Consider the following 19,361-nt stretch of genomic DNA (forward strand, 5'->3'; position numbering starts at 1 on the left):
GGTGCAAGAGGTGAGCAAGATGTTTGTCAGTGAAAAAGAAATTGAAATCCGTTATGCCGAAACAGACCAAATGGGTGTCGTTTACCATGCCAACTACTTGGTATGGATGGAAATCGGAAGAACCAGCCTGATTGAAGATTTAGGCTACACGTATGCCGGACTGGAAAGTGAAGGCTATTTATCACCAGTGATCGATTTGAGTATCCAATATAAAGCGTCGTTGAAATATGGTCAGAAAGCAACTGTTCGCACATGGGTTGAGTCTCATGGTAAACTTCGAACAACCTATGGTTACGAGATCTTACATGAGGATAGAACGGTAGCAGCAACAGCAAAGTCAGAACATGTTTTGGTGAAAAAAGAAACATTCCGACCTGTATCGCTTAAAAAAGTGAATGCAGAGTGGGACGCTACATATGCAGAAATCGCCAAGGTGAAGAGCTGATGGCTTTTGGATTGAAACGCCACGAGTTGACGGCATGGAAAGAAGCAGTCAGCAGAGGCGAAATCGCATTTTTGACGCATTATTGGCTGGATGACCGATTCCCGGGATGCAAGACGGTTACGAAAGTCGGGTGCGCAGACGTAGAACGATTGATTACGTGGGGAAAGCAATATGGCTTGAAGGCTGAATGGATCGACTACAAGGAAGCTTATCCACATTTTGATTTATTCGGACAGCATCAGGTAACGATCTTACGTAAAGAAAATATGCTGAACCAATTGCACCGTTTTGCCAATTAGAAAACCCACTTTGAGTTGACGCTCAAAGTGGGCTTTGTTTTAGGTTTTACTTAATTGATAGTGGAAAGATGAGTATCGGAACCAATATAATAGAAAACTTTCTCCTAACATTAATATTATTTAGTTTGCAAATAGAAGGAATATTGCATCACTTTTGGAGTTTCTATTCGTAAATTATGGTAAAATTAGGTGGGAGGTGAATCATGGTAGAAAATCAACAAGAATCATATAGATGGTACAAGAATCTCCTCAACAAAAAGGTTCTAGGACCTATAATTCTTATAATAGTTCTGTTTTTGGTAAAGCTGTTATGGGGCGATTCAATTCTCTCCTTTACCCAAAAAAACAAGTGGTTCATTCTTATTGGCTTTGCGGCGGTAATTCTATACATAAGTTGGGCATTTGAAGGATTTTTTAAAAAGCATAAACAAAATTTGCGGAGAACATGGTATTTCCTTTTCATTATTGGGGTTGTGCTGTTGCTTAATCATACTGGTTTTAATGTGAAAGAATGGCAACGATACACATTGTTAGCGGGGATGTTCATCTTTGTTGATTTAGCCTTGTTTTTAACTCCAACTATTAAGAAAATCGGCGGAGCTGAAATGGAACAAATCAATGATGTGGAAAGCATCAATGAGGAAATGCAGAAGGTTATTGTTCAAACACAAAATAGAAGTTTGCAATTCACAGATATATTGGACAGGATGCAAATATCTTCTTTTGAAACTCAAGAATGGAATGAAATAGAGAATTATCAGGAGAGCTTAGAAGATTTTTTATATTCCTATGGAGAAACTTGCAGACAAAATATCACAGTATTCAAGAAAAATAATGACAATTTCTTTAGGCAAGAATTAGGTACAATTCTTGGAGTTAATATTACAGATGAACAAATGAATTCCATAAATGAGAAAGTAGTCGTTCATATAGACAAGCATACAGTCCTCATTCCATATCTCGAAAAAATATTTCCAGTAGTCATTTCTATTGAATCGGAAAAGGAACATGTTTTGGATATTGATATAGATCATATTATTAATCTTTCTATGATACATAGTTGGTTAAAAAAACCACTTGAAGAGTGAGTTTCTTAAGTGGTCAACATTATAGATAAAAAAGTATAAGTTTGATAGAATAAGGGTAAATGATAGTAAAGGAGTGGAGAAAATGGTAGAGCGTACAAGTACAACAGAAGGTATGGTAGTAACTGTAGCTAAAAGACGCAGAGGTAAGGTTAAGTCTCCTTTTTTACGAGAGAAGGCTACCCGAACAGCTCCACGAACTTCACCATCATTGTATACAAGGGATTTATTTAAGAGAAGCGATGAAGCTGTGGATCGTTTAAGAGATAGCCGTTCAATGAAGTGAAAGGGTAGCTTATGAATATTCTCAGTCTTTTTTGTTTAAACCTCTCATATCTTGACCATACAGACAGTATAATTGTACAAAGATTTGTATGGGAGTTGATCCATTGGGAGAAGAAAAGAAGAAAACTACCTTCTTAACGGATAAGCCGTCTGGAACGTTACCAAAGCGTGAAAAAGATGAGAGTTACCTTCTCAATTTAAATAAGAAAATGAAAGACAATATTAATAAAATAAAGAAGAGCAGATAGGTTTACGGTCTATCTGTTTTTTTATATACTTTTTTGATGATTCTATATTGCTTATTAACCATTAATAGAGATGAAAAAGCAACCATCAAAAGTTACAAAAAAATAAGACAAAGCAGACGGAATGGATACCGTCTGCTTTGTCTTATTTTACGTATGAATATGTAAGTTCTTTTTGTTTCGGATCAACAGTGACATGTAAATCATGTCCGTCAAAATACCAAATATCTCGGTCTTCAATGTAAAAATGAATATCTTCTTCAACTAATTCAACGGATAGTTCCATCGGTTGCTCTTTCGTTACACCGAGTGAAAATCCGTCATGGAGCTGACTGGAGCCACCGTAGCGGGCGTAAAACCGAATATATTCGCCGGCTTTTGCTTCCATGTCTTCTTTAAACCATTGCATTGCTTCATGTGAAATCACGATTTTCATGCGACACCAACCTTTCGTGGTCTAATCGTATTGTATTATATCCACTTCACTTTTGGCTCGGTTCCCGCTTTGATCCGGGTGATATTAGCACGATGACGGTAAAGAATGAATGCAGTAAGTAAAACAATCACTACCAACAATGGAATATCGGTTTCAACGAAAATGTTATAGATTACCGTATATAGCAAAGCAATTACTCCTAGAACCATCGAAGTTAAAGAGACCATTTTTGATATCTTCAGTACGATAAAGAAAGAAACCAGCATTAAAACGAAAATCGGCCAGTGGTACCCTAACAGAATCCCGCCTGAAGTAGCTACGGCTTTGCCTCCTTTGAAATTAGCAAAGATAGGATACATATGACCAACTACTGCAATTACGCCTAAAAATAACGGGTGGAGGCCTGTATCTACGAAGAAAGGAATTAGCGGTAGACAAGTAGCTGCCGTTCCTTTTAAAATGTCCAAAATTGACACAATTAAACCTGCTTTCAGACCTAAAGTCCGAAAAGTATTCGTTCCACCCAAATTCCCACTTCCGTGTTGACGGATATCCGTCTTGTAAAAAAGTTTCCCAATCCATAATGCTGATGGTATAGACCCTAGCAAGTAAGCTAGTAAAATAGCGATAACAGTATTCATATAGTGCTCCTTTAATAATTAGTACGAACTCTTAATATCTACAAATAGTTTATCATGTGTCACAACCGGTCACAACGCTTTAGGTGAACTTTCATTTATCCTATAAATTACCTGTTGATCATGGAATATACTACTAGACTCATTGCAAAGGTGACATTCATTCTATACAATGAAAACATCTGTTTGTTTTTTGGAGGAGAACGATTTGGCAAAAAATCAATCAATATCAGCTTATAACGACGATGCAATTCAAGTACTCGAAGGACTGGAAGCAGTTCGAAAACGTCCAGGAATGTATATTGGTTCTACGGACGCTAGAGGCTTACACCATTTAGTGTATGAAATTGTCGACAATGCAGTCGATGAAGCACTTGCTGGATTTGGTGATCATATCGTTGTCAATATACATGAAGATCAAAGTATCAGCATTCGCGACTTTGGACGAGGAATGCCTACTGGAATGCACAAAACCGGAAAGCCAACACCCGAAGTTATTTTTACCATTCTGCATGCAGGCGGTAAATTTGGACAAGGCGGCTACAAAACAAGTGGTGGTTTACACGGAGTAGGTGCATCGGTAGTAAATGCGTTATCTACGTTTTTGGAAGTTACAATCCACCGCGATGGCAAAAAATATCGCCAGCGTTTTGAAAATGGTGGACACCCCGTTACAACACTTGAACAAATCGGCACAACGAAAGAATCAGGAACATCCATTCATTTCTTGCCTGATCCAACCATTTTTTCGGTTACAAAATACAATTATGAGACATTATGTGAACGTTTGAGAGAGTCTGCTTTTCTATTAAAAGGGCTTAAAATCGAACTGAACGATTTACGTAATGGCACAAAAGACGTATTCTTTTTCGAAACCGGCATCGAAGCGTTTGTCGGTTATTTGAATGAAGAAAAAGATGTATTGCATCCAGTTGCCTATGTTGAAGGGGTTCAGGATGACATCGAAGTGGAGTTTGCATTCCAATTTAATGACGGCTATTCTGAAACGATTTTATCGTTTGTTAATAATGTCCGTACGCGTGATGGCGGAACCCATGAGACAGGAGCGAAATCTGCCTTGACGCGCGTATTTAACGAATATGCACGAAAAACAAGTCTACTTAAAGAGAAAGATAAGAACTTGGATGGAGCAGATATTCGTGAAGGAATTTCAGCAATCGTTTCAGTGCGTATTCCTGAAGCCATTCTTCAATTTGAAGGACAGACGAAAGGTAAATTAGGTACGAGTGAAGCTCGTGCAGCAGTGGATGCGGTAGTTTCCGAGAAACTGTTGTATGTTCTTGAAGAAAATGCTGAATTGAGTGCCTCACTTGTCCGTAAAGCGATTCGTGCACAACAAGCACGAGAAGCTGCTCGTCGTGCCCGAGAAGATGCACGTAACGGCAAAAAATCAAAGAAATCAGCTTCAATTTTATCTGGGAAGCTGACTCCTGCACAATCTCGTAATGCTGCGAAAAACGAATTATATCTGGTGGAGGGTGACTCTGCCGGCGGTTCTGCGAAACAAGGACGAGACCGCAGTTTCCAAGCGATTTTGCCACTTCGAGGAAAAGTTATCAATACCGAAAAAGCAAAACTTGCGGACATCATGAAAAACGAAGAAATCTCGACGATCATTCACGCAATCGGCGGTGGAGTAGGCGCTGATTTCTCAGTTCCGGATATCGCATATGATAAAATCGTCATCATGACAGATGCCGATACGGATGGAGCACATATTCAAGTATTGCTTCTGACGTTCTTCTACCGTTATATGAAACCATTGATTGAAGCAGGAAAAGTATATATTGCTTTGCCACCCCTTTACAAAGTTTACCGTGGAGTCGGCAAAAAAGAAGTTCTTCAGTACGCTTGGACGGAAGCTGAACTTGACGAAGCCATCCGAAAAATCGGTAAAGGATATATGATCCAGCGTTATAAAGGTCTTGGTGAAATGAATGCAGGACAATTATGGGAAACAACGATGAATCCTGATACAAGAACATTGATTCGAGTAGAAATTGATGATGATGCACGTGCGGAAAGACGCATCACTACATTGATGGGTGACAAAGTTGAACCAAGAAGACGATGGATTGAAAACAATGTTAATTTTGGTCTGGATGAAGACAGCAATATTCTAGAAAACGAACTCATCCATGCTGAGGAGGATTCAGAATGACACAAACCGAACGTTATCAAGATCTACCCTTAGAAGAAGTCATCGGCGACCGGTTTGGCCGTTATAGTAAGTACATCATTCAAGATCGAGCATTACCTGATGCCCGAGATGGACTTAAACCCGTACAACGTCGTATTTTATATGCAATGTTCCATGAAGGAAATACAAACGAAAAACCGTTCCGTAAATCAGCAAAAACTGTCGGTAACGTAATCGGTAACTATCACCCACATGGTGACAGTTCCGTTTATGAAGCCATGGTAAGGATGAGTCAGGACTGGAAAGTTCGCCACATGTTGATTGAAATGCACGGGAACAACGGTTCTGTAGATGGTGATCCACCTGCTGCTATGCGTTACACGGAAGCACGTTTGTCGGCCATCGCAGGAGAAATGCTTCGTGATATCAATAAAAACACAGTTGACTTGGTACAAAACTTTGATGATTCCGAGTTGGAACCAACTGTACTGCCAGCTCGTTTCCCTAATTTACTTGTAAACGGTGCAACAGGGATTTCTGCTGGATATGCAACAGACATGCCGCCTCATGCATTGCATGAAGTGCTAGACGCTGTGTTAATGCGCATGAACAATCCTGAAGTTACTGTTAATGAATTAATGACGGTTCTGAAGGGGCCCGATTTTCCTACTGGAGGCATCATTCAAGGTGTGGATGGTATCCGAAAAGCTTACGAGACAGGAAAAGGCAAAATCGTTGTCCGCTCAAAAGCAGAAATCGAAGCTTTAAAAGGCGGTAAGGAACAAATCGTTATTACCGAAATTCCTTTTGAAATTAATAAAGCGATTTTGATTAAGAAAATAGATGAGCAACGTCTCGATAAACGTCTGGACGGTATTGCAGAGGTCCGTGATGAATCCGACCGCACTGGTTTACGTATCGTAATCGAATTGAAAAAAGATATTGATGCAAAAGGTATTTTGCAGTTCCTGTTTAAAAACACCGACTTGCAGATAGCTTACAACTTCAACATGATTGCGATTCATAACCGTCGTCCGACAATGATGACATTGCCATTATTGCTTGATGCTTATATTGAGCATCAAAAAGATGTAGTGACTAGACGTTCTGCATATGATTTACAAAAAGCAAAAGACCGCATTCATATCGTGGAAGGTTTGATGAAAGCACTATCCATTTTGGATGAAGTAATTAAAACCATCCGTGCATCTCAGGATAAGCGCGATGCGAAAAATAATTTAATTCGTGCTTTTGCATTCACTGAAGCACAAGCTGAAGCGATTGTTTCTCTACAACTTTATCGTTTAACAAACACCGATATTACGGACTTGAGAAATGAAGAAGCTGAATTGCAAAAAACAATTAGTGAATTGATGGCAATATTAAATAACGAATCAAAATTGACAAAAGTCATCCAAAAAGAATTGCAAGCCATTCGTAAGCAATTCTCTGAGCCACGGAGATCCGTTATTGAAGACCAAATCGAGGAAATCAAATTAACGCTGGATGTCTTGATTCCGAGTGAAGAGGTTATGGTTACCGTGACGAAAGACGGATATGTAAAACGTACAAGTACACGTTCATACAGTGCTTCTAACGGTAAAGACTTCACAATGAAAGACTCAGATTATCTATTATTTGAGTCGATGATGAATACGCAACATCACTTGCTACTGTTCACAAGTTTAGGAAATTACATCTATCAGCCGATTCATGAACTGCCTGATATCCGTTGGAAAGACCTTGGCCAGCATATATCGAGTATCGTTTCACTTGATTCGAACGAAACAATCATCAAAGCAATTCCAATCGAAACCTTTGATGAAAACCGCTATATTTTAGCTGTTTCAAAACTGGGTCAGATTAAACGTTCTACACTGGCTGAATATCAAGTTCAGCGTTATTCACGAGCATTGAATACGATGAATTTGAAAAAAGGCGATCAAGTTATGTATATTGATCTCGTAACGGAAACCGAAGACGTCTTCATCGTCACGCATAACGGCTATGCTGTACGATTCAATATGCAGGAAGTTCCTGTTACCGGTGTGAAAACTGGTGGAGTGAAAGGGATTAACTTGAAAGATGGCGATGTTGTAGCAAATGCAACGATCATTCCAGCTGATGCACGCGGAGATTTATTCCTCGTGACTCATCGAGGCGCCGTAAAAAAAATGGCATTAAAAGAATTCGAACAAGGCACTCGTGCAAAACGAGGAGTTGTTGTTTTACGCGAATTAAAATCGAATGCTCACCGCGTAAGCGGCGTATTCTATGTTGAAGATAATGAACAAGTAATTATAGAGACAGCAAAAGGCGTTCGTGAAGTTGTTGAAACGAAACCAATTCGTGTGTCAGATCGCTATTCAAACGGCTCATTTATTGTCGATACAGACAAAGACGGGGCTGTCGTAAGATTATGGAAAGCACTGAAAACAAACGAAGATAGCAAGAAATAGAAGGGGTACAACAAGGGAGCTATAATGGCTTCCTTTGTTGTATACAGGGGATTATATGTGGAAGAATCGTAATGTATGGATTATTTTAGTGGGGGAAATGATTGCGGGTCTTGGTCTCTGGACTGGAATCATCGGAAATTTGGAGTTTATGCAGGAACGAATTCCTTCTGATTTCCTGAAGTCAGTCATCATGGCAATTGGTTTACTAGCTGGAATTTTAGCTGGACCACTGGCCGGCAAAATAATCGATCAATCGAAGAAAAAGACGGTTTTGTTGATTTCAGGATTTGGTCGTATGATCAGTGTAAGCTTCATGCTGATTGCAATCGGAACAGGCTCCATCTGGTGGATGGTCGCCTTCATGATCAGCATCCAATTGTCGGCGGCATTTTATTTTCCAGCATTGCAGGCAACCATACCATTAGTGGTTAAAGACGAACAGTTGCTGCAAATGAATGGCTGGCATATGAATGTTGCTACTATGGCTCGTGTTATTGGAACAGCGCTTGCAGGTGTCGTATTGGTCTATTGGTCATTGGAATCGCTATATTATATGTCCATCATCGCTTATGCCGGTCTGTTGATCTTTACTTATATGCTCCGCATCGATGAAGGTCAGGGTACAGAAGCACAAGTGAAAGTAGCTTCACCAGGTAAAGGCGGATTCATGGAAGTGTTTCCGATTTTAAAATCATATCCAGCAGTCATGATGACTTTGGTCATGACGTTAATTCCTTTATTGTTTATTGGATCGTTTAACTTGCTGGTCATCAATATCAGTGAGCTGCAGGATTCATCATCCATCAAAGGGGCAATTTATGCCGCTGAAGGTATTGCATTTATGCTGGGTACTGTTGTTGTTAAGTATATTGCAAATAAATGGCATACGAGTACGATATTATTTTTCTTTGCATTTGTAATCGGCGTTGCTGAATTAATCTTAATTTTTGCTGCCAGTCCAGTTTTGTCGGTAACCGCATTTGCGGTATTTGGTTTTGCAGTGGGTAGTTTTTTCCCAACCGCTATGACAATATTCCAGAAGCAAATGCCAAAAGCGTTTCACGGCAGATTTTTCTCGTTCCGAAACATGCTCGAGCGCGTAATTTTCCAGGTCGTTTTATTGGCAACAGGAGCATTGTTGGATCTAATCGGTTTACAATGGATGGTCGTTGTATTTGGGGTAATCAGTTTATCTCTGACCACAGTTTTCCTGATTCAAATGAAGAAACGTAACATCAAATTGGATACAAATGATCAAACCGCTGAAATTATATGATTTCAGCGGTTTTTTCCTGTTTTGTCGTTTTTATCCAGGAGTAAAACGTACAACCCGTCAAAATTGCTTAATTTAGTTGGTTTTTTAAATGTGAAAAGAATTTCAATAAAATCGAATCGTTGTTACCGTAAAAATCCTTCAAATGTCATGTTGTTAATGGTTTTATCATATAAATAAATTTATAGCTGGGAAGGGGGAACTAAAGATTATGGAAGAAACTATAAGTTTACAAGAATTTTTCCAAACACTTCGAAAGAGAATGCTTCTGATTTTTTCTATAACACTTTTAGTAACTGCGCTGAGTGGCGTAATTAGTTTTTATTTTATTACACCGATCTACGAGTCTTCAACTCAGCTTTTAATAAATCAAGAAGACACAAACACAAACCAAATGCCTGATTTAGATATTCAAACAAATTTACAGCTAATAAATACCTATAGCATTATCATAAAAAGTCCAGCGATACTTGATCTTGTTATAAAGGAATTGGCACTTGAAAATATGACTACTCAATCATTAAACAAAAAAATAAATGTCAATAGTGAAGGCGATTCTCAAGTTGTAACAATTACTGTCCAGGATGCGGATCAATATATAGCTCGTGACATTGCCAATTCGACTGCTGACATTTTCCAGCGTGAAATAACGGATCTTATGAACATCAATAATGTGGGTATATTAGCAAAAGCCACTGCAAGTGAAAAACAAGAACCTGTAAAGCCCCAACCTATATTAAACATAGCTATTTCAATGGTTATTGGATTTTTACTTAGTATTGGGCTCGCTTTCCTTTTAGAGTACCTTGACAATACATTAACTTCGGAGCAAGACATTGAAAAGCTACTTTCCTTACCAGTGATAGGTTCTATTTCATCCATGGAGATAAAAGAACAGAAAAAAATAGCAAGACTTAATAAAATGCAGCAAAAGTAAGGAGGAGATATGAATGGCTAATCGGATGAATAAGAAAATGGAGACGCAACTAATAACAATTGAAAATTCAAAATCTCCTATTTCAGAACAGTATCGAACATTAAGAACAAACATTCAGTATTCTTCGGTAGATAAAGAATTGAAATCCATTATTATTACTTCACCAAATCCTGGAGAAGGAAAATCAACGACCATTGCAAACTTAGCTATTGTGTTTGCTCAACAAGGAAAAAAAGTGCTGCTTGTAGATGCAGATTTACGGAAACCGACAATTCACTATACCTTTAATATTAACAATACAAAAGGTTTAACAAATTTATTGATGAAAAAAGCCTCACTAGGAGATGTTATACAACAAACTCCAGTACTTAATTTGTTTCTATTACCTAGCGGAACAATTCCCCCATATCCAGCAGAACTACTTCAATCAGAAATGATGTCTCAATTGATGGACCGATTAAAAGCTAGTTTTGATTTAATTTTATTTGATACACCTCCTATACTTGCCGTAGCAGATGCACAAATACTGGCAAATAAAAGTGACGGATCTATTTTGGTAGTGAAAAGTGGTTCTACAGAAAAAGAAGGAGCCGTTCGATCAAAAGATATACTAATGAGTTCAAGAAGCAAACTATTAGGAGTTGTGTTAAATAATAAAATGATGAAGGACTCACCTTATCAAACCACCTATTATTACGGTCAAATCAAGTAATTAGGTTAGCAATGGTTTCATACAAAATAATTAAATTCTTTACTAATTATTAATTGTAATATCATTTCGAAAACTAATATTCATGTTAAAGATTACCAAAAAATACATTTACGAGGATGGGAATGTTGATTGATATACACTCACACATAACTTTCGGTCTTGATGATGGCGCACGAACATTAGAAGAGAGTGTCAATATGGCTAAACAAGCTGTTTCTGAAGGGATATCTACTATTATCGCAACACCCCATCACCGACATCCTTCTTACCATAACCCCAAAGAAATAGTTGTAAAGAACGTTCTTAAGCTGAATGAAATATTTTCAGCTGCACAAATTCCTTTAACTGTATTGACTGGGCAAGAAATAAGATTATTTGGAGAACTGGAGAGTGTCTTAGATTTAGATGAAGAACTATTAACATTAAACCATTCCAAGATGATATTAATCGAACTGCCATCGTCTAATATTCCACTATATACGGAGAAGTTGTTTTATAACTTACTAGTAAAAGGAATTAAGCCCGTGATTGCACATCCAGAGCGCAATGCTGAAATTGCAAGGAATCCAGAAAAACTTTATCAATTAATAAAAAATGGTGCATATTCTCAAGTAACCGCAACAAGTGTAGCAGGCGGGTTCGGTAGAAAATTACAACGCTTGAGTATTCAAATGATTGAATATCAATTGACCCATTTTATTGGATCAGATGCACACAATCTGACTAGCCGAGTGTTTAAATGGAAAGATGCATGGAACATAGTAGATAAAAAATTAGGAATTGAGTATACGACAAACTTGAAAAAGCAATCGATTGAACTTGTTAATAATCAAAATATTAGCAAGCTACAGCCCGAGCAGATTCCAAGAAAAAAATTTTTTATTTAAATCCTACTAAAGAAAAGAGTATGTGCTCAATGACGGTAAAGAAATGGAAAACATTACTTTTTGTATTGGATTCTTTTATTGTTGCTTTTTCGATGTTTGCTAGTTATTTAATTCTATATCCCTATTTAAATGTTTTAACAGAAAAAGTGTTAATTCTAAGTGTAATAACTATTTTTTTAGCACATCATTTTTTTGCTTGGCGTTATGGACTTTATCGAAAGGTTTGGTTGTATGCTTCAATTGGTGAACTTACCTCAATATTTCGTGCAGTGACCTATTCGATTATTTCAGTAATGCTTATGCAAGTAATAGTCAATCAAGATATTTACGTTCGCGTGTTAGTCATCACATGGATGGTTCATATTCTTTTTATTGGTGGTTCACGTTTTTCCTGGCGCTTAGCTGTTGATTTAAAGAAACGAAAATTAAACTTGAAAACAAAACGTACTTTAATAGTAGGAGCAGGAGCAGCAGGTACCATGGTGGTTCGTCAATTATTAAGAAATCAGGATAGGCAATTACAACCAGTTGGTTTTATAGATGATAATCTCTTTAAGCAAAATCTTGAAATTTATGGAGTTGAAGTATTAGGGAAAATCATTAATATTCCAGAGATTGTTGAAAGAAACAAAATCGAGTTAATTATTATTGCTATTCCCTCATTGTCTAAACAGGAAATGATTGTATTAACTAAAATTTGTGTTGGGACAGGCGTGAAAACTCAAACTATTCCTAGGATAGAAGATATTATGACTGGTAAGTTATCCGTAAATGAAATTCAAGATGTTCGTTTTGAGGACTTACTTGGGCGTGAGGAAGTAAGACTTGATATGCTCGCAATTGCAAATCAACTTACGAATAAAAAAATTCTTATAACTGGAGCTGGTGGCTCCATAGGTTCAGAAATATGCAGACAAGTGGCGAGATTCGAACCTAAAGAAATTATTCTATTAGGACATGGAGAAAATTCCATTTATAAAATTGATTTGGAAATGCGGAACCTAGTTTCATCTAATACTAAAGTTATACCAATAATTGCTGATATCCAAGATCGCAGTCGGATTTTTGAAATTATGGAGATTTATAAACCAGATGTAGTTTATCATGCAGCTGCCCACAAACATGTACCACTCATGGAATTTAATCCAAGAGAAGCAGTCAAAAATAATATTTACGGAACTCTGAATGTAGCAGAGGCAGCAAAAGAAATTGGTGTTTCCTGCTTTGTAATGATTTCGACTGATAAAGCAGTGAACCCACCAAATATCATGGGTGCGACGAAACGATTTGCAGAAATGATTATCCAAAACTTGGCGGTTAATAGTAAAACGCACTTTGCCGCTGTACGGTTTGGAAATGTCTTAGGTTCTAGTGGAAGTGTTGTTCCTCTATTTAAAGCACAAATTGCGAAAGGCGGACCAGTCACTGTTACTGATCCTGAGATGACTAGGTATTTCATGACGATTCCTGAAGCATCGAGTCTTGTCATTCAAGCAGGAACACTTGCAACAAATGGAGAGATATTTGTCCTTGATATGGGAGAACCCGTAAAAATTGTGAACTTAGCAAAGAGTTTAATCCGCTTATCCGGGTATCAAGAAGATGAAATTGGTATAGAATTCACAGGAATTCGACCGGGTGAAAAATTATTTGAAGAATTATTAAACGAAGACGAAATTCAAAACGAACATGTTTTTCCGAAAATTTATATTGGTAAGTCCACACCAATTAACAATATAGATATGAAGAATTTATTGGATAAGATGCTTGATTTAAATAATGAGAATCTTAAAGATTTGTTACTTAAAATTGCTAATAAACAAAGCTTCCGAAGTGTAATTCAATAAAATCAATTGGTTTGAGGTGTAGAGATGAAAGGAATTATTTTAGCGGGTGGAAATGGCACAAGACTTTACCCAATTACAAAAGTTATTTCTAATCAATCAAAGAATATAAAACCTATTAGCCCAAACCCAATTCTTAATATGGGGATTGCAGCCATTATTGGATTAATGCTAGGAGTCTGAATTACCTTCCTGAGACAAAAAAGCGTTCAACTGTTTATTAGGGACATGAACGACTTTCCAAAGCCAAAATCCGCAGCCAAATCCAAATCAACCAGCCATTCATCTCTATAGTGAACATCGTGTTCGCGCCTAGCAACTCACCCGGGTCACTCGCACCCAATACACCAAACTAGAATACTAGCAACCGCAGCACCCAGCGCGAATACACAAAAAATGCAATACCCATAACGAGTAGAAAGAAGGAATATCTTGTCAGGTATCCGGAACGAGAAGTCGAAGAGTGATGGGAATTCTCAACTAAATCCAAAGTCAGAGAAAATCTATCTTTCATCGCCACATATGAGTGAGGAAGGGTTTGAGCTGGCATTTGTTCAAGAGGCTTTTGATACGAATTGGATTTCACCACTTGGGGCAAATGTCGATCTGTTTGAGAAAGAGCTGGCTGAAAAAGTGGGAAGTACATCTGCAGCGGCCCTTTCATCAGGAACGGCAGCTCTTCATTTGGCTCTAAAAGCAGCTGGCGTCGAGCAAGGAGATATTGTTTTCTGTCAGTCGTTAACTTTTTCGGCGACGGCCAATCCCATCATTTATCAAAATGCCACTCCAGTTTTTATTGATAGTGATGATGAAACGTGGAATATGAGTCCTACCGCATTAGAAGAAGCGTTCCAGAAATATCCGAAGGTGAAAGCCGTCATAGTCGTACATTTATATGGGTTATCGGCGAATATGGACCCGATCGCCCGGCTTTGCAAAAAACATCAGGTTGCGTTGATTGAAGATGCGGCTGAATCGCTTGGAACCTACTACAAAGGTACGCATACTGGGACTTTTGGAGACTATGGTGTTTTTTCTTTTAATGGTAACAAAATTATTACTTCTTCAGGCGGTGGGATGATAGTTTCGGACAATGCGGAGAGGATTGCCAAGGTTCGATTCTGGGCTACACAAAGTCGAGATCCAGCAATTCACTATCAGCATAGTGAATTAGGATTTAATTACCGGATGAGTAATGTCGTTGCCGGAATTGGTCGAGGTCAGCTGAGAGTGCTAGAACAACGAGTGGCAAAGAAAAAATACATTTTTGAATTTTATCAAAAAGAGTTAAGCGGCCTGGATGGTGTGGAGTTTATGCCCATTCACGATTGGAATGAACCGAACTATTGGTTAACTGCCTTGACCCTAAGCGGAAAAGTTCGTCCACTAGACATTATGAAAGCTCTTGAAAAAGAAAACATTGAATCAAGGCCAACTTGGAAGCCGATGCACTTGCAACCATACTTCGCGAAATACGATTTTATAGGAGCCAATGTATCAGAAAAGTTATTTGAAAATGGTGTCTGTTTGCCATCTGATACAAAAATGACCGATGAGGACTTGGGAAGAGTCGCGGACACAATCAAAAAACTGTGGGGAGCCTCAAAAAATTGAAAAAGAACATTTGGATCTTCAATCATTATGCCACCGATACGTTTAAAGACCTAGGGGGACGGCATTTTTGGTTTGCTGAAAACTTAATCCGCCAAGGACATCAAGCTACCATTTTTTGTGCAAGCACGATCCATAATACAGACGAGAATATTGATACAGGGGGTCAAAAATACAAAACGGATGAAGTAAACGGCATTCCGTACGTATTTGTGAAGACTCCTAGTTATGTTGGAAATGGCAAACAACGAATTAAAAACATGATCGTATTCTATCGAAATCTGTTCCCCGTCTCAAAAGAGGTTGCAAAAATTCACGGGAAGCCTGATGTGATCCTCGCTTCAAGTGTTCATCCGCTAACTTTAATAGCGGGCATTAAACTCGCGAAAAAGTTTGGCATTCCTTGTGTTTGTGAAGTGCGGGATCTATGGCCTGAGTCCTTAATCGAATATGACTCGATAAAAAGAAATAGCTTAGTCACCAATCTGCTATATTGTGGGGAAAGATGGATTTATAAAAAGTGTGACAAATTGATTTTTACGATGGAGGGTGGGAAAGATTACATAATTGAACGAGGGTGGAACAAAGAACTCGGCGGACCGATTGATTTAACGAAAGTGCATCACATTAATAATGGTGTTGATTTAGAGCGTTTCACTGAAAATATAAAGCGTTATATAGTAGTGGATTCTGATTTAAACAACCCCAAACTGTTTAAGGTTGTGTACACAGGATCGATTCGGAAGGCAAACAATGTAGATCTGGTTGTAGAAATTGCAGACATCATCCAGAAAAAAGGTGTTAATCATATAAAGTTTTTAATTTATGGGCGAGGAACAGAGAAAGAGAATTTAGAAAAATATTGTGTCGAACATGGAATTAAAAACATTCAATTTAAAGGGTTTGTCGATAAAAATCATATCCCGTATATTCTCAGTAAGTCCGATTTAAATATTGTGCAGCTTTTTTCACAAAACGGGCTCAAACGGTTTGGTACGAGTGTGAATAAAATGTTTGAATACTTTGCAAGTGGGAAACCAACGCTTTCAGGTTGTGAATATGGGTACGATCTCATTCGAAAATATCAATGTGGTATTGTGATCGATAATGCTAGTACGAATCAGCTTGCGGAAGCCATTATTAACCTGTCTAATATGCCTCAGGATGAAGTTGCAATTTATAGTCAAAATGCATTAAAAGCCGCACAAGACTATGATTTTAAAGTGTTAACTAGAAAGCTTGAACAGTTACTATAATTTTATAGATTGGTGGTCAGGATGGGCTCTTTAAAGGAAAAATGGATAAGAATTCTGGAAGGATTACTTCATCAATGATTTTACAACACCAAAATTTTTAGCTGGAGAATTTTCCTTAAATACTGATCTATGTAAGGATGTGATCTGTCTATTATTAATATTACATTTAAAAAAAAATATCTATATACACTATTCGTAATAATCGTTTTTAAAATGCTATTGGAATACGGTTACTTTTTATTTGTAAATCCAGTATTTGAATATGAAGGGTTTACTATTAAGATATCAATCTTTAAATTATTCGAATCTTACCTAGTAGTTTTCATCTTAAGTATTTTTATAATTAAATTAGAAAATCTAAGTTATCCAAGCAAAATTGTAGTATATGTACTGTTTATCAATTTACTTTTACCTATTTCATCACTTTATTGGTTACAGGATCATTCACGAGAATTTTTTCTAACCATTTCACTGTCATTTTTATTACTTTTTTATATTCTAGTAAAAACCCCAATGCTAAAACTTCCTACTTTAAAAGAGGGGAAAAATTTATCATTTTTAATATTATTTTTCTTAACCATCATTGTTTATGTTTTTTTAATCGTTACTGGTGGTCTACAAAGAATAAATTTTGATCTATCAAATGTTTATTCAACTAGAGAAGAATTTAACGCTAGTAGTGATAATTGGTTAATGGATTATTTATTGCCTTGGCAAGCGCATATAACAAATATCTTCTTGTTGATTTATGGATTGATCAGGAAAAATAGAATATTAGTTGTTATCTCCTTAATTTTACAAATTTCAATTTTTGCAATGACAGGACATAAGAGTTATCTTTTTGCGCCTATTCTTATTTTTGGAATTTATTATTTCTTTAAAAAGGGTTATCAGAATAATATATTATTTTTTATCACATCTGCCTTAATATTTTCACAAAGTACTTTATATATTTTGTACAGTATTTCTAATAACCCAAATATGTTATCGCTATTTTTAAGAAGGCTATTTTATGTTCCTGCACAGTTACATTTTTTATATTTTGATTTTTATGAGAACATGACGAAATATAAGTTGTCCGCATCTTTCCTTTCTTTTATCATTGATAATCCATATGGAACTAATCCAGTTTATTTAGTAGCACAAAAAGTATTTGGTAGAGACTTTAGCCCTAACGTAGGTATATTCGGGGATGCTTATTTGAATTTCGGAATAATTGGAATTCTACTTTTTATGTTGATCTTAGGGGGAGTATTAAAAATATTAGATAGTGTGTCAAAAAATACTCCATTAGTTTTATCAACTGGAATTATCATCATTCCTGGAACTGCACTAGTTGATGCAGCCCTATTTACTAGTCTTTTAACTCATGGAATATTATTTGCAATTTTTGTTATATGGCTAACTAATTCCGTGGTTAACAGACACGAAAAGACTTGATGGCAAGCTCAAAAAAAAATGAGGGTGGAAAAATGGAGACTATAAAGGAAAAATTGCTTAATAAAACAGCAACACTGGGGGTCATAGGGCTAGGTTATGTTGGTCTTCCTCTTGCTGTGGAGAAGGCAAAAGCAGGGTACCGGACAATCGGATTCGATATACAAGATTCTAAAGTAGTTATGGTGAATTCCGGTATCAATTACATTGGAGATGTCGTGAACGAAGACCTTGAACAAATCGTACAATCCGGCTACCTTACCGCCACCTCAGATTTTGCACAGGTTGCACAGGCAGATTGTGTATGTATTTGTGTGCCGACACCGTTAGACCTCTATAAGCAACCGGATATTAGTTATGTGAAAGCTTCGGCAGAAAGTATTGTTCCTTATATGCATAAAGGAATGTTAATCGTTTTAGAATCTACAACCTATCCCGGTACAACAGAAGAACTCCTGAAGCCGATTTTTGAATCATCGGGTCTGAAATGTGGGGTCGATTTCTATCTTGCGTTTTCGCCTGAACGAGTCGATCCGGGGAATTTACGCTATAAAACGAAAAATACCCCAAAAGTGGTAGGGGGAATGACTGCAAAATGTACGGAAATCGCAGCGAGTTTATATGAGAGCATTTTAGAAGCACCGATTTATCGGGTTTCATCACCTGCGATTGCAGAAATGGAAAAAATCTTAGAGAACACCTACAGAAATATCAATATTGGCCTCGTCAATGAATTAGCCATTCTTTGTAACAGAATGGGTATTAATTTCTGGGAAGTGGTCGATGCTGCTGCAACGAAACCCTATGGATTTCAGGCCTTTTACCCAGGGCCAGGTTTAGGGGGCCATTGTATTCCACTAGATCCCTATTATTTATCGTGGAAAGCGCGTGAATATGGGTTTCACACATCCATGATTGAGGCTTCCATGATGATCAATGACCGAATGCCGGAATACTGTGTGGAACGAGCAAGTAATATTTTAAACAAATCGAAAAAGGCGTTAAGTGCATCGCGCATTTTAGTCCTTGGTGTCGCGTATAAACAGGATATTGAAGATTATCGAGAAAGCCCAGCGATTCGAGTTATCGAAGTATTAGAAAAAAACGCTGCTGATGTGATCTATTATGATCCTTATATTTCAGAATATCGTGATGAACACGGTGTGATCAAAAAAGGTGAATCAAAATTAACTGCGGAGCTTATTGAAAGTGCTGATTTAGTAATGATCACAACTGCCCATACAAAGGTAGATTATGATTTCGTTCAGCAACATGCGAAGGCAATCTTTGATACGAAAAATGCCATGCAGAATGTTTTGAATCGAGAAAAAATCGAATTGTTGTAAGGGGA

General features: G+C 37.4%; 19 protein-coding genes. 17 read left to right on the top strand and 2 right to left on the bottom strand.

Annotated features, from left to right (window positions below; genetic code table 11):
* Positions 1 to 19 precede the first annotated feature (19 nt).
* The 5 genes from MHH33_RS09445 to MHH33_RS09465 all read left to right on the top strand — a co-directional run bounded on the left by MHH33_RS09445 (position 20) and on the right by MHH33_RS09465 (position 2,362).
* Entirely contained in the window at positions 20 to 445 is a 426-nt protein-coding gene (locus MHH33_RS09445) for a thioesterase family protein (protein WP_342543697.1), read from the top strand.
* A complete protein-coding gene (locus MHH33_RS09450) occupies positions 445 to 744 on the top strand; it encodes a hypothetical protein (RefSeq protein WP_342543698.1) in 300 nt (99 codons plus the stop codon). Before MHH33_RS09445 ends, MHH33_RS09450 begins: the two co-directional genes overlap by 1 nt.
* Before the next feature lie 203 nt (positions 745 to 947).
* Positions 948 to 1,832, top strand: a complete 885-nt coding sequence (locus tag MHH33_RS09455) for a type II toxin-antitoxin system SpoIISA family toxin (protein ID WP_342543699.1) — start codon at positions 948 to 950, stop codon at positions 1,830 to 1,832.
* A gap of 82 nt (positions 1,833 to 1,914) precedes the next feature.
* Positions 1,915 to 2,115, top strand: a complete 201-nt coding sequence (locus tag MHH33_RS09460) for a hypothetical protein (protein WP_342543700.1) — start codon at positions 1,915 to 1,917, stop codon at positions 2,113 to 2,115.
* Positions 2,116 to 2,218: 103 nt separating this feature from the next.
* On the top strand, positions 2,219 to 2,362 hold the full coding sequence (locus MHH33_RS09465; protein WP_342543701.1) for a hypothetical protein: 144 nt from the start codon (positions 2,219 to 2,221) through the stop codon (positions 2,360 to 2,362).
* Positions 2,363 to 2,504: 142 nt separating this feature from the next.
* Here MHH33_RS09465 and MHH33_RS09470 read toward each other — a convergent pair whose 3' ends face one another.
* Together MHH33_RS09470 and plsY are read right to left on the bottom strand one after the other, a co-directional pair.
* The gene (locus tag MHH33_RS09470) at positions 2,505 to 2,795 is read right to left on the bottom strand and encodes a HesB/YadR/YfhF family protein (RefSeq protein ID WP_342543702.1); all 291 of its coding nucleotides are present in this window, start codon (positions 2,793 to 2,795) and stop codon (positions 2,505 to 2,507) included.
* A gap of 35 nt (positions 2,796 to 2,830) precedes the next feature.
* Complete coding sequence (gene plsY / locus MHH33_RS09475) at positions 2,831 to 3,436, bottom strand: glycerol-3-phosphate 1-O-acyltransferase PlsY (RefSeq protein ID WP_342543703.1); 606 nt, start codon at positions 3,434 to 3,436, stop codon at positions 2,831 to 2,833.
* Between the two features lie 205 nt (positions 3,437 to 3,641).
* On the opposite strand from plsY, the gene parE reads away from it, so the two are divergent.
* The 12 genes from parE (at position 3,642) to MHH33_RS09535 (ending at position 19,356) form a co-directional block, all read left to right on the top strand.
* Complete coding sequence (gene parE, locus MHH33_RS09480) at positions 3,642 to 5,615, top strand: DNA topoisomerase IV subunit B (protein WP_016427209.1); 1,974 nt, start codon at positions 3,642 to 3,644, stop codon at positions 5,613 to 5,615.
* Positions 5,612 to 8,053, top strand: a complete 2,442-nt coding sequence (gene parC, locus MHH33_RS09485; RefSeq protein WP_342541571.1) for a DNA topoisomerase IV subunit A — start codon at positions 5,612 to 5,614, stop codon at positions 8,051 to 8,053. Before parE ends, parC begins: the two co-directional genes overlap by 4 nt.
* A 55-nt stretch (positions 8,054 to 8,108) precedes the next feature.
* A complete protein-coding gene (locus MHH33_RS09490; RefSeq protein WP_342541572.1) occupies positions 8,109 to 9,329 on the top strand; it encodes an MFS transporter in 1,221 nt (406 codons plus the stop codon).
* Between the two features lie 208 nt (positions 9,330 to 9,537).
* Complete coding sequence (locus MHH33_RS09495; protein ID WP_342541573.1) at positions 9,538 to 10,263, top strand: Wzz/FepE/Etk N-terminal domain-containing protein; 726 nt, start codon at positions 9,538 to 9,540, stop codon at positions 10,261 to 10,263.
* A gap of 13 nt (positions 10,264 to 10,276) precedes the next feature.
* Positions 10,277 to 10,975, top strand: coding sequence for a CpsD/CapB family tyrosine-protein kinase (locus tag MHH33_RS09500; RefSeq protein WP_342541574.1), 699 nt, complete (start codon positions 10,277 to 10,279; stop codon positions 10,973 to 10,975).
* Between the two features lie 122 nt (positions 10,976 to 11,097).
* On the top strand, positions 11,098 to 11,862 hold the full coding sequence (locus MHH33_RS09505; RefSeq protein WP_016427214.1) for a CpsB/CapC family capsule biosynthesis tyrosine phosphatase: 765 nt from the start codon (positions 11,098 to 11,100) through the stop codon (positions 11,860 to 11,862).
* A 29-nt stretch (positions 11,863 to 11,891) separates the two neighbouring features.
* The gene (locus MHH33_RS09510; RefSeq protein ID WP_342541575.1) at positions 11,892 to 13,709 is read left to right on the top strand and encodes a nucleoside-diphosphate sugar epimerase/dehydratase; all 1,818 of its coding nucleotides are present in this window, start codon (positions 11,892 to 11,894) and stop codon (positions 13,707 to 13,709) included.
* A gap of 24 nt (positions 13,710 to 13,733) precedes the next feature.
* On the top strand, positions 13,734 to 13,889 hold the full coding sequence (locus MHH33_RS09515; RefSeq protein ID WP_342541576.1) for a sugar phosphate nucleotidyltransferase: 156 nt from the start codon (positions 13,734 to 13,736) through the stop codon (positions 13,887 to 13,889).
* A 339-nt stretch (positions 13,890 to 14,228) separates the two neighbouring features.
* Positions 14,229 to 15,320 carry an aminotransferase class I/II-fold pyridoxal phosphate-dependent enzyme gene (locus tag MHH33_RS09520; protein ID WP_342543754.1) on the top strand — a complete coding sequence of 364 codons (1,092 nt, stop codon included), beginning with the start codon at positions 14,229 to 14,231 and terminating at the stop codon, positions 15,318 to 15,320.
* Complete coding sequence (locus MHH33_RS09525; protein ID WP_342541577.1) at positions 15,317 to 16,573, top strand: glycosyltransferase family 4 protein; 1,257 nt, start codon at positions 15,317 to 15,319, stop codon at positions 16,571 to 16,573. Before MHH33_RS09520 ends, MHH33_RS09525 begins: the two co-directional genes overlap by 4 nt.
* Before the next feature lie 213 nt (positions 16,574 to 16,786).
* Positions 16,787 to 18,013: an O-antigen polymerase gene (locus tag MHH33_RS09530; RefSeq protein WP_342541578.1), complete on the top strand. Its 1,227-nt coding sequence runs from the start codon at positions 16,787 to 16,789 to the stop codon at positions 18,011 to 18,013.
* 32 nt (positions 18,014 to 18,045) lie between these two features.
* Entirely contained in the window at positions 18,046 to 19,356 is a 1,311-nt protein-coding gene (locus MHH33_RS09535; protein ID WP_342541579.1) for a nucleotide sugar dehydrogenase, read from the top strand.
* The last annotated feature ends 5 nt before the right edge of the window (positions 19,357 to 19,361 follow it).

This window comes from Paenisporosarcina sp. FSL H8-0542 (assembly GCF_038632915.1).
Lineage (GTDB): Bacteria > Bacillota > Bacilli > Bacillales_A > Planococcaceae > Paenisporosarcina.

Bases quoted from the DNA above. Each gene is read 5' to 3' on its own strand.
- MHH33_RS09445 (WP_342543697.1), top strand. From the start codon at position 20: ATGTTTGTCAGTGAAAAAGAAATTGAAATCCGTTATGCCGAAACAGAC.
- MHH33_RS09450 (WP_342543698.1), top strand. From the start codon at position 445: ATGGCTTTTGGATTGAAACGCCACGAGTTGACGGCATGGAAAGAAGCA.
- MHH33_RS09455 (WP_342543699.1), top strand. From the start codon at position 948: ATGGTAGAAAATCAACAAGAATCATATAGATGGTACAAGAATCTCCTC.
- MHH33_RS09460 (WP_342543700.1), top strand. From the start codon at position 1,915: ATGGTAGAGCGTACAAGTACAACAGAAGGTATGGTAGTAACTGTAGCT.
- MHH33_RS09470 (WP_342543702.1), bottom strand. From the start codon at position 2,795: ATGAAAATCGTGATTTCACATGAAGCAATGCAATGGTTTAAAGAAGAC.
- plsY (WP_342543703.1), bottom strand. From the start codon at position 3,436: ATGAATACTGTTATCGCTATTTTACTAGCTTACTTGCTAGGGTCTATA.
- parC (WP_342541571.1), top strand. From the start codon at position 5,612: ATGACACAAACCGAACGTTATCAAGATCTACCCTTAGAAGAAGTCATC.
- MHH33_RS09490 (WP_342541572.1), top strand. From the start codon at position 8,109: ATGTGGAAGAATCGTAATGTATGGATTATTTTAGTGGGGGAAATGATT.
- MHH33_RS09495 (WP_342541573.1), top strand. From the start codon at position 9,538: ATGGAAGAAACTATAAGTTTACAAGAATTTTTCCAAACACTTCGAAAG.
- MHH33_RS09500 (WP_342541574.1), top strand. From the start codon at position 10,277: ATGGCTAATCGGATGAATAAGAAAATGGAGACGCAACTAATAACAATT.
- MHH33_RS09505 (WP_016427214.1), top strand. From the start codon at position 11,098: ATGTTGATTGATATACACTCACACATAACTTTCGGTCTTGATGATGGC.
- MHH33_RS09510 (WP_342541575.1), top strand. From the start codon at position 11,892: ATGACGGTAAAGAAATGGAAAACATTACTTTTTGTATTGGATTCTTTT.
- MHH33_RS09515 (WP_342541576.1), top strand. From the start codon at position 13,734: ATGAAAGGAATTATTTTAGCGGGTGGAAATGGCACAAGACTTTACCCA.
- MHH33_RS09520 (WP_342543754.1), top strand. From the start codon at position 14,229: ATGAGTGAGGAAGGGTTTGAGCTGGCATTTGTTCAAGAGGCTTTTGAT.
- MHH33_RS09530 (WP_342541578.1), top strand. From the start codon at position 16,787: ATGCTATTGGAATACGGTTACTTTTTATTTGTAAATCCAGTATTTGAA.
- MHH33_RS09535 (WP_342541579.1), top strand. From the start codon at position 18,046: ATGGAGACTATAAAGGAAAAATTGCTTAATAAAACAGCAACACTGGGG.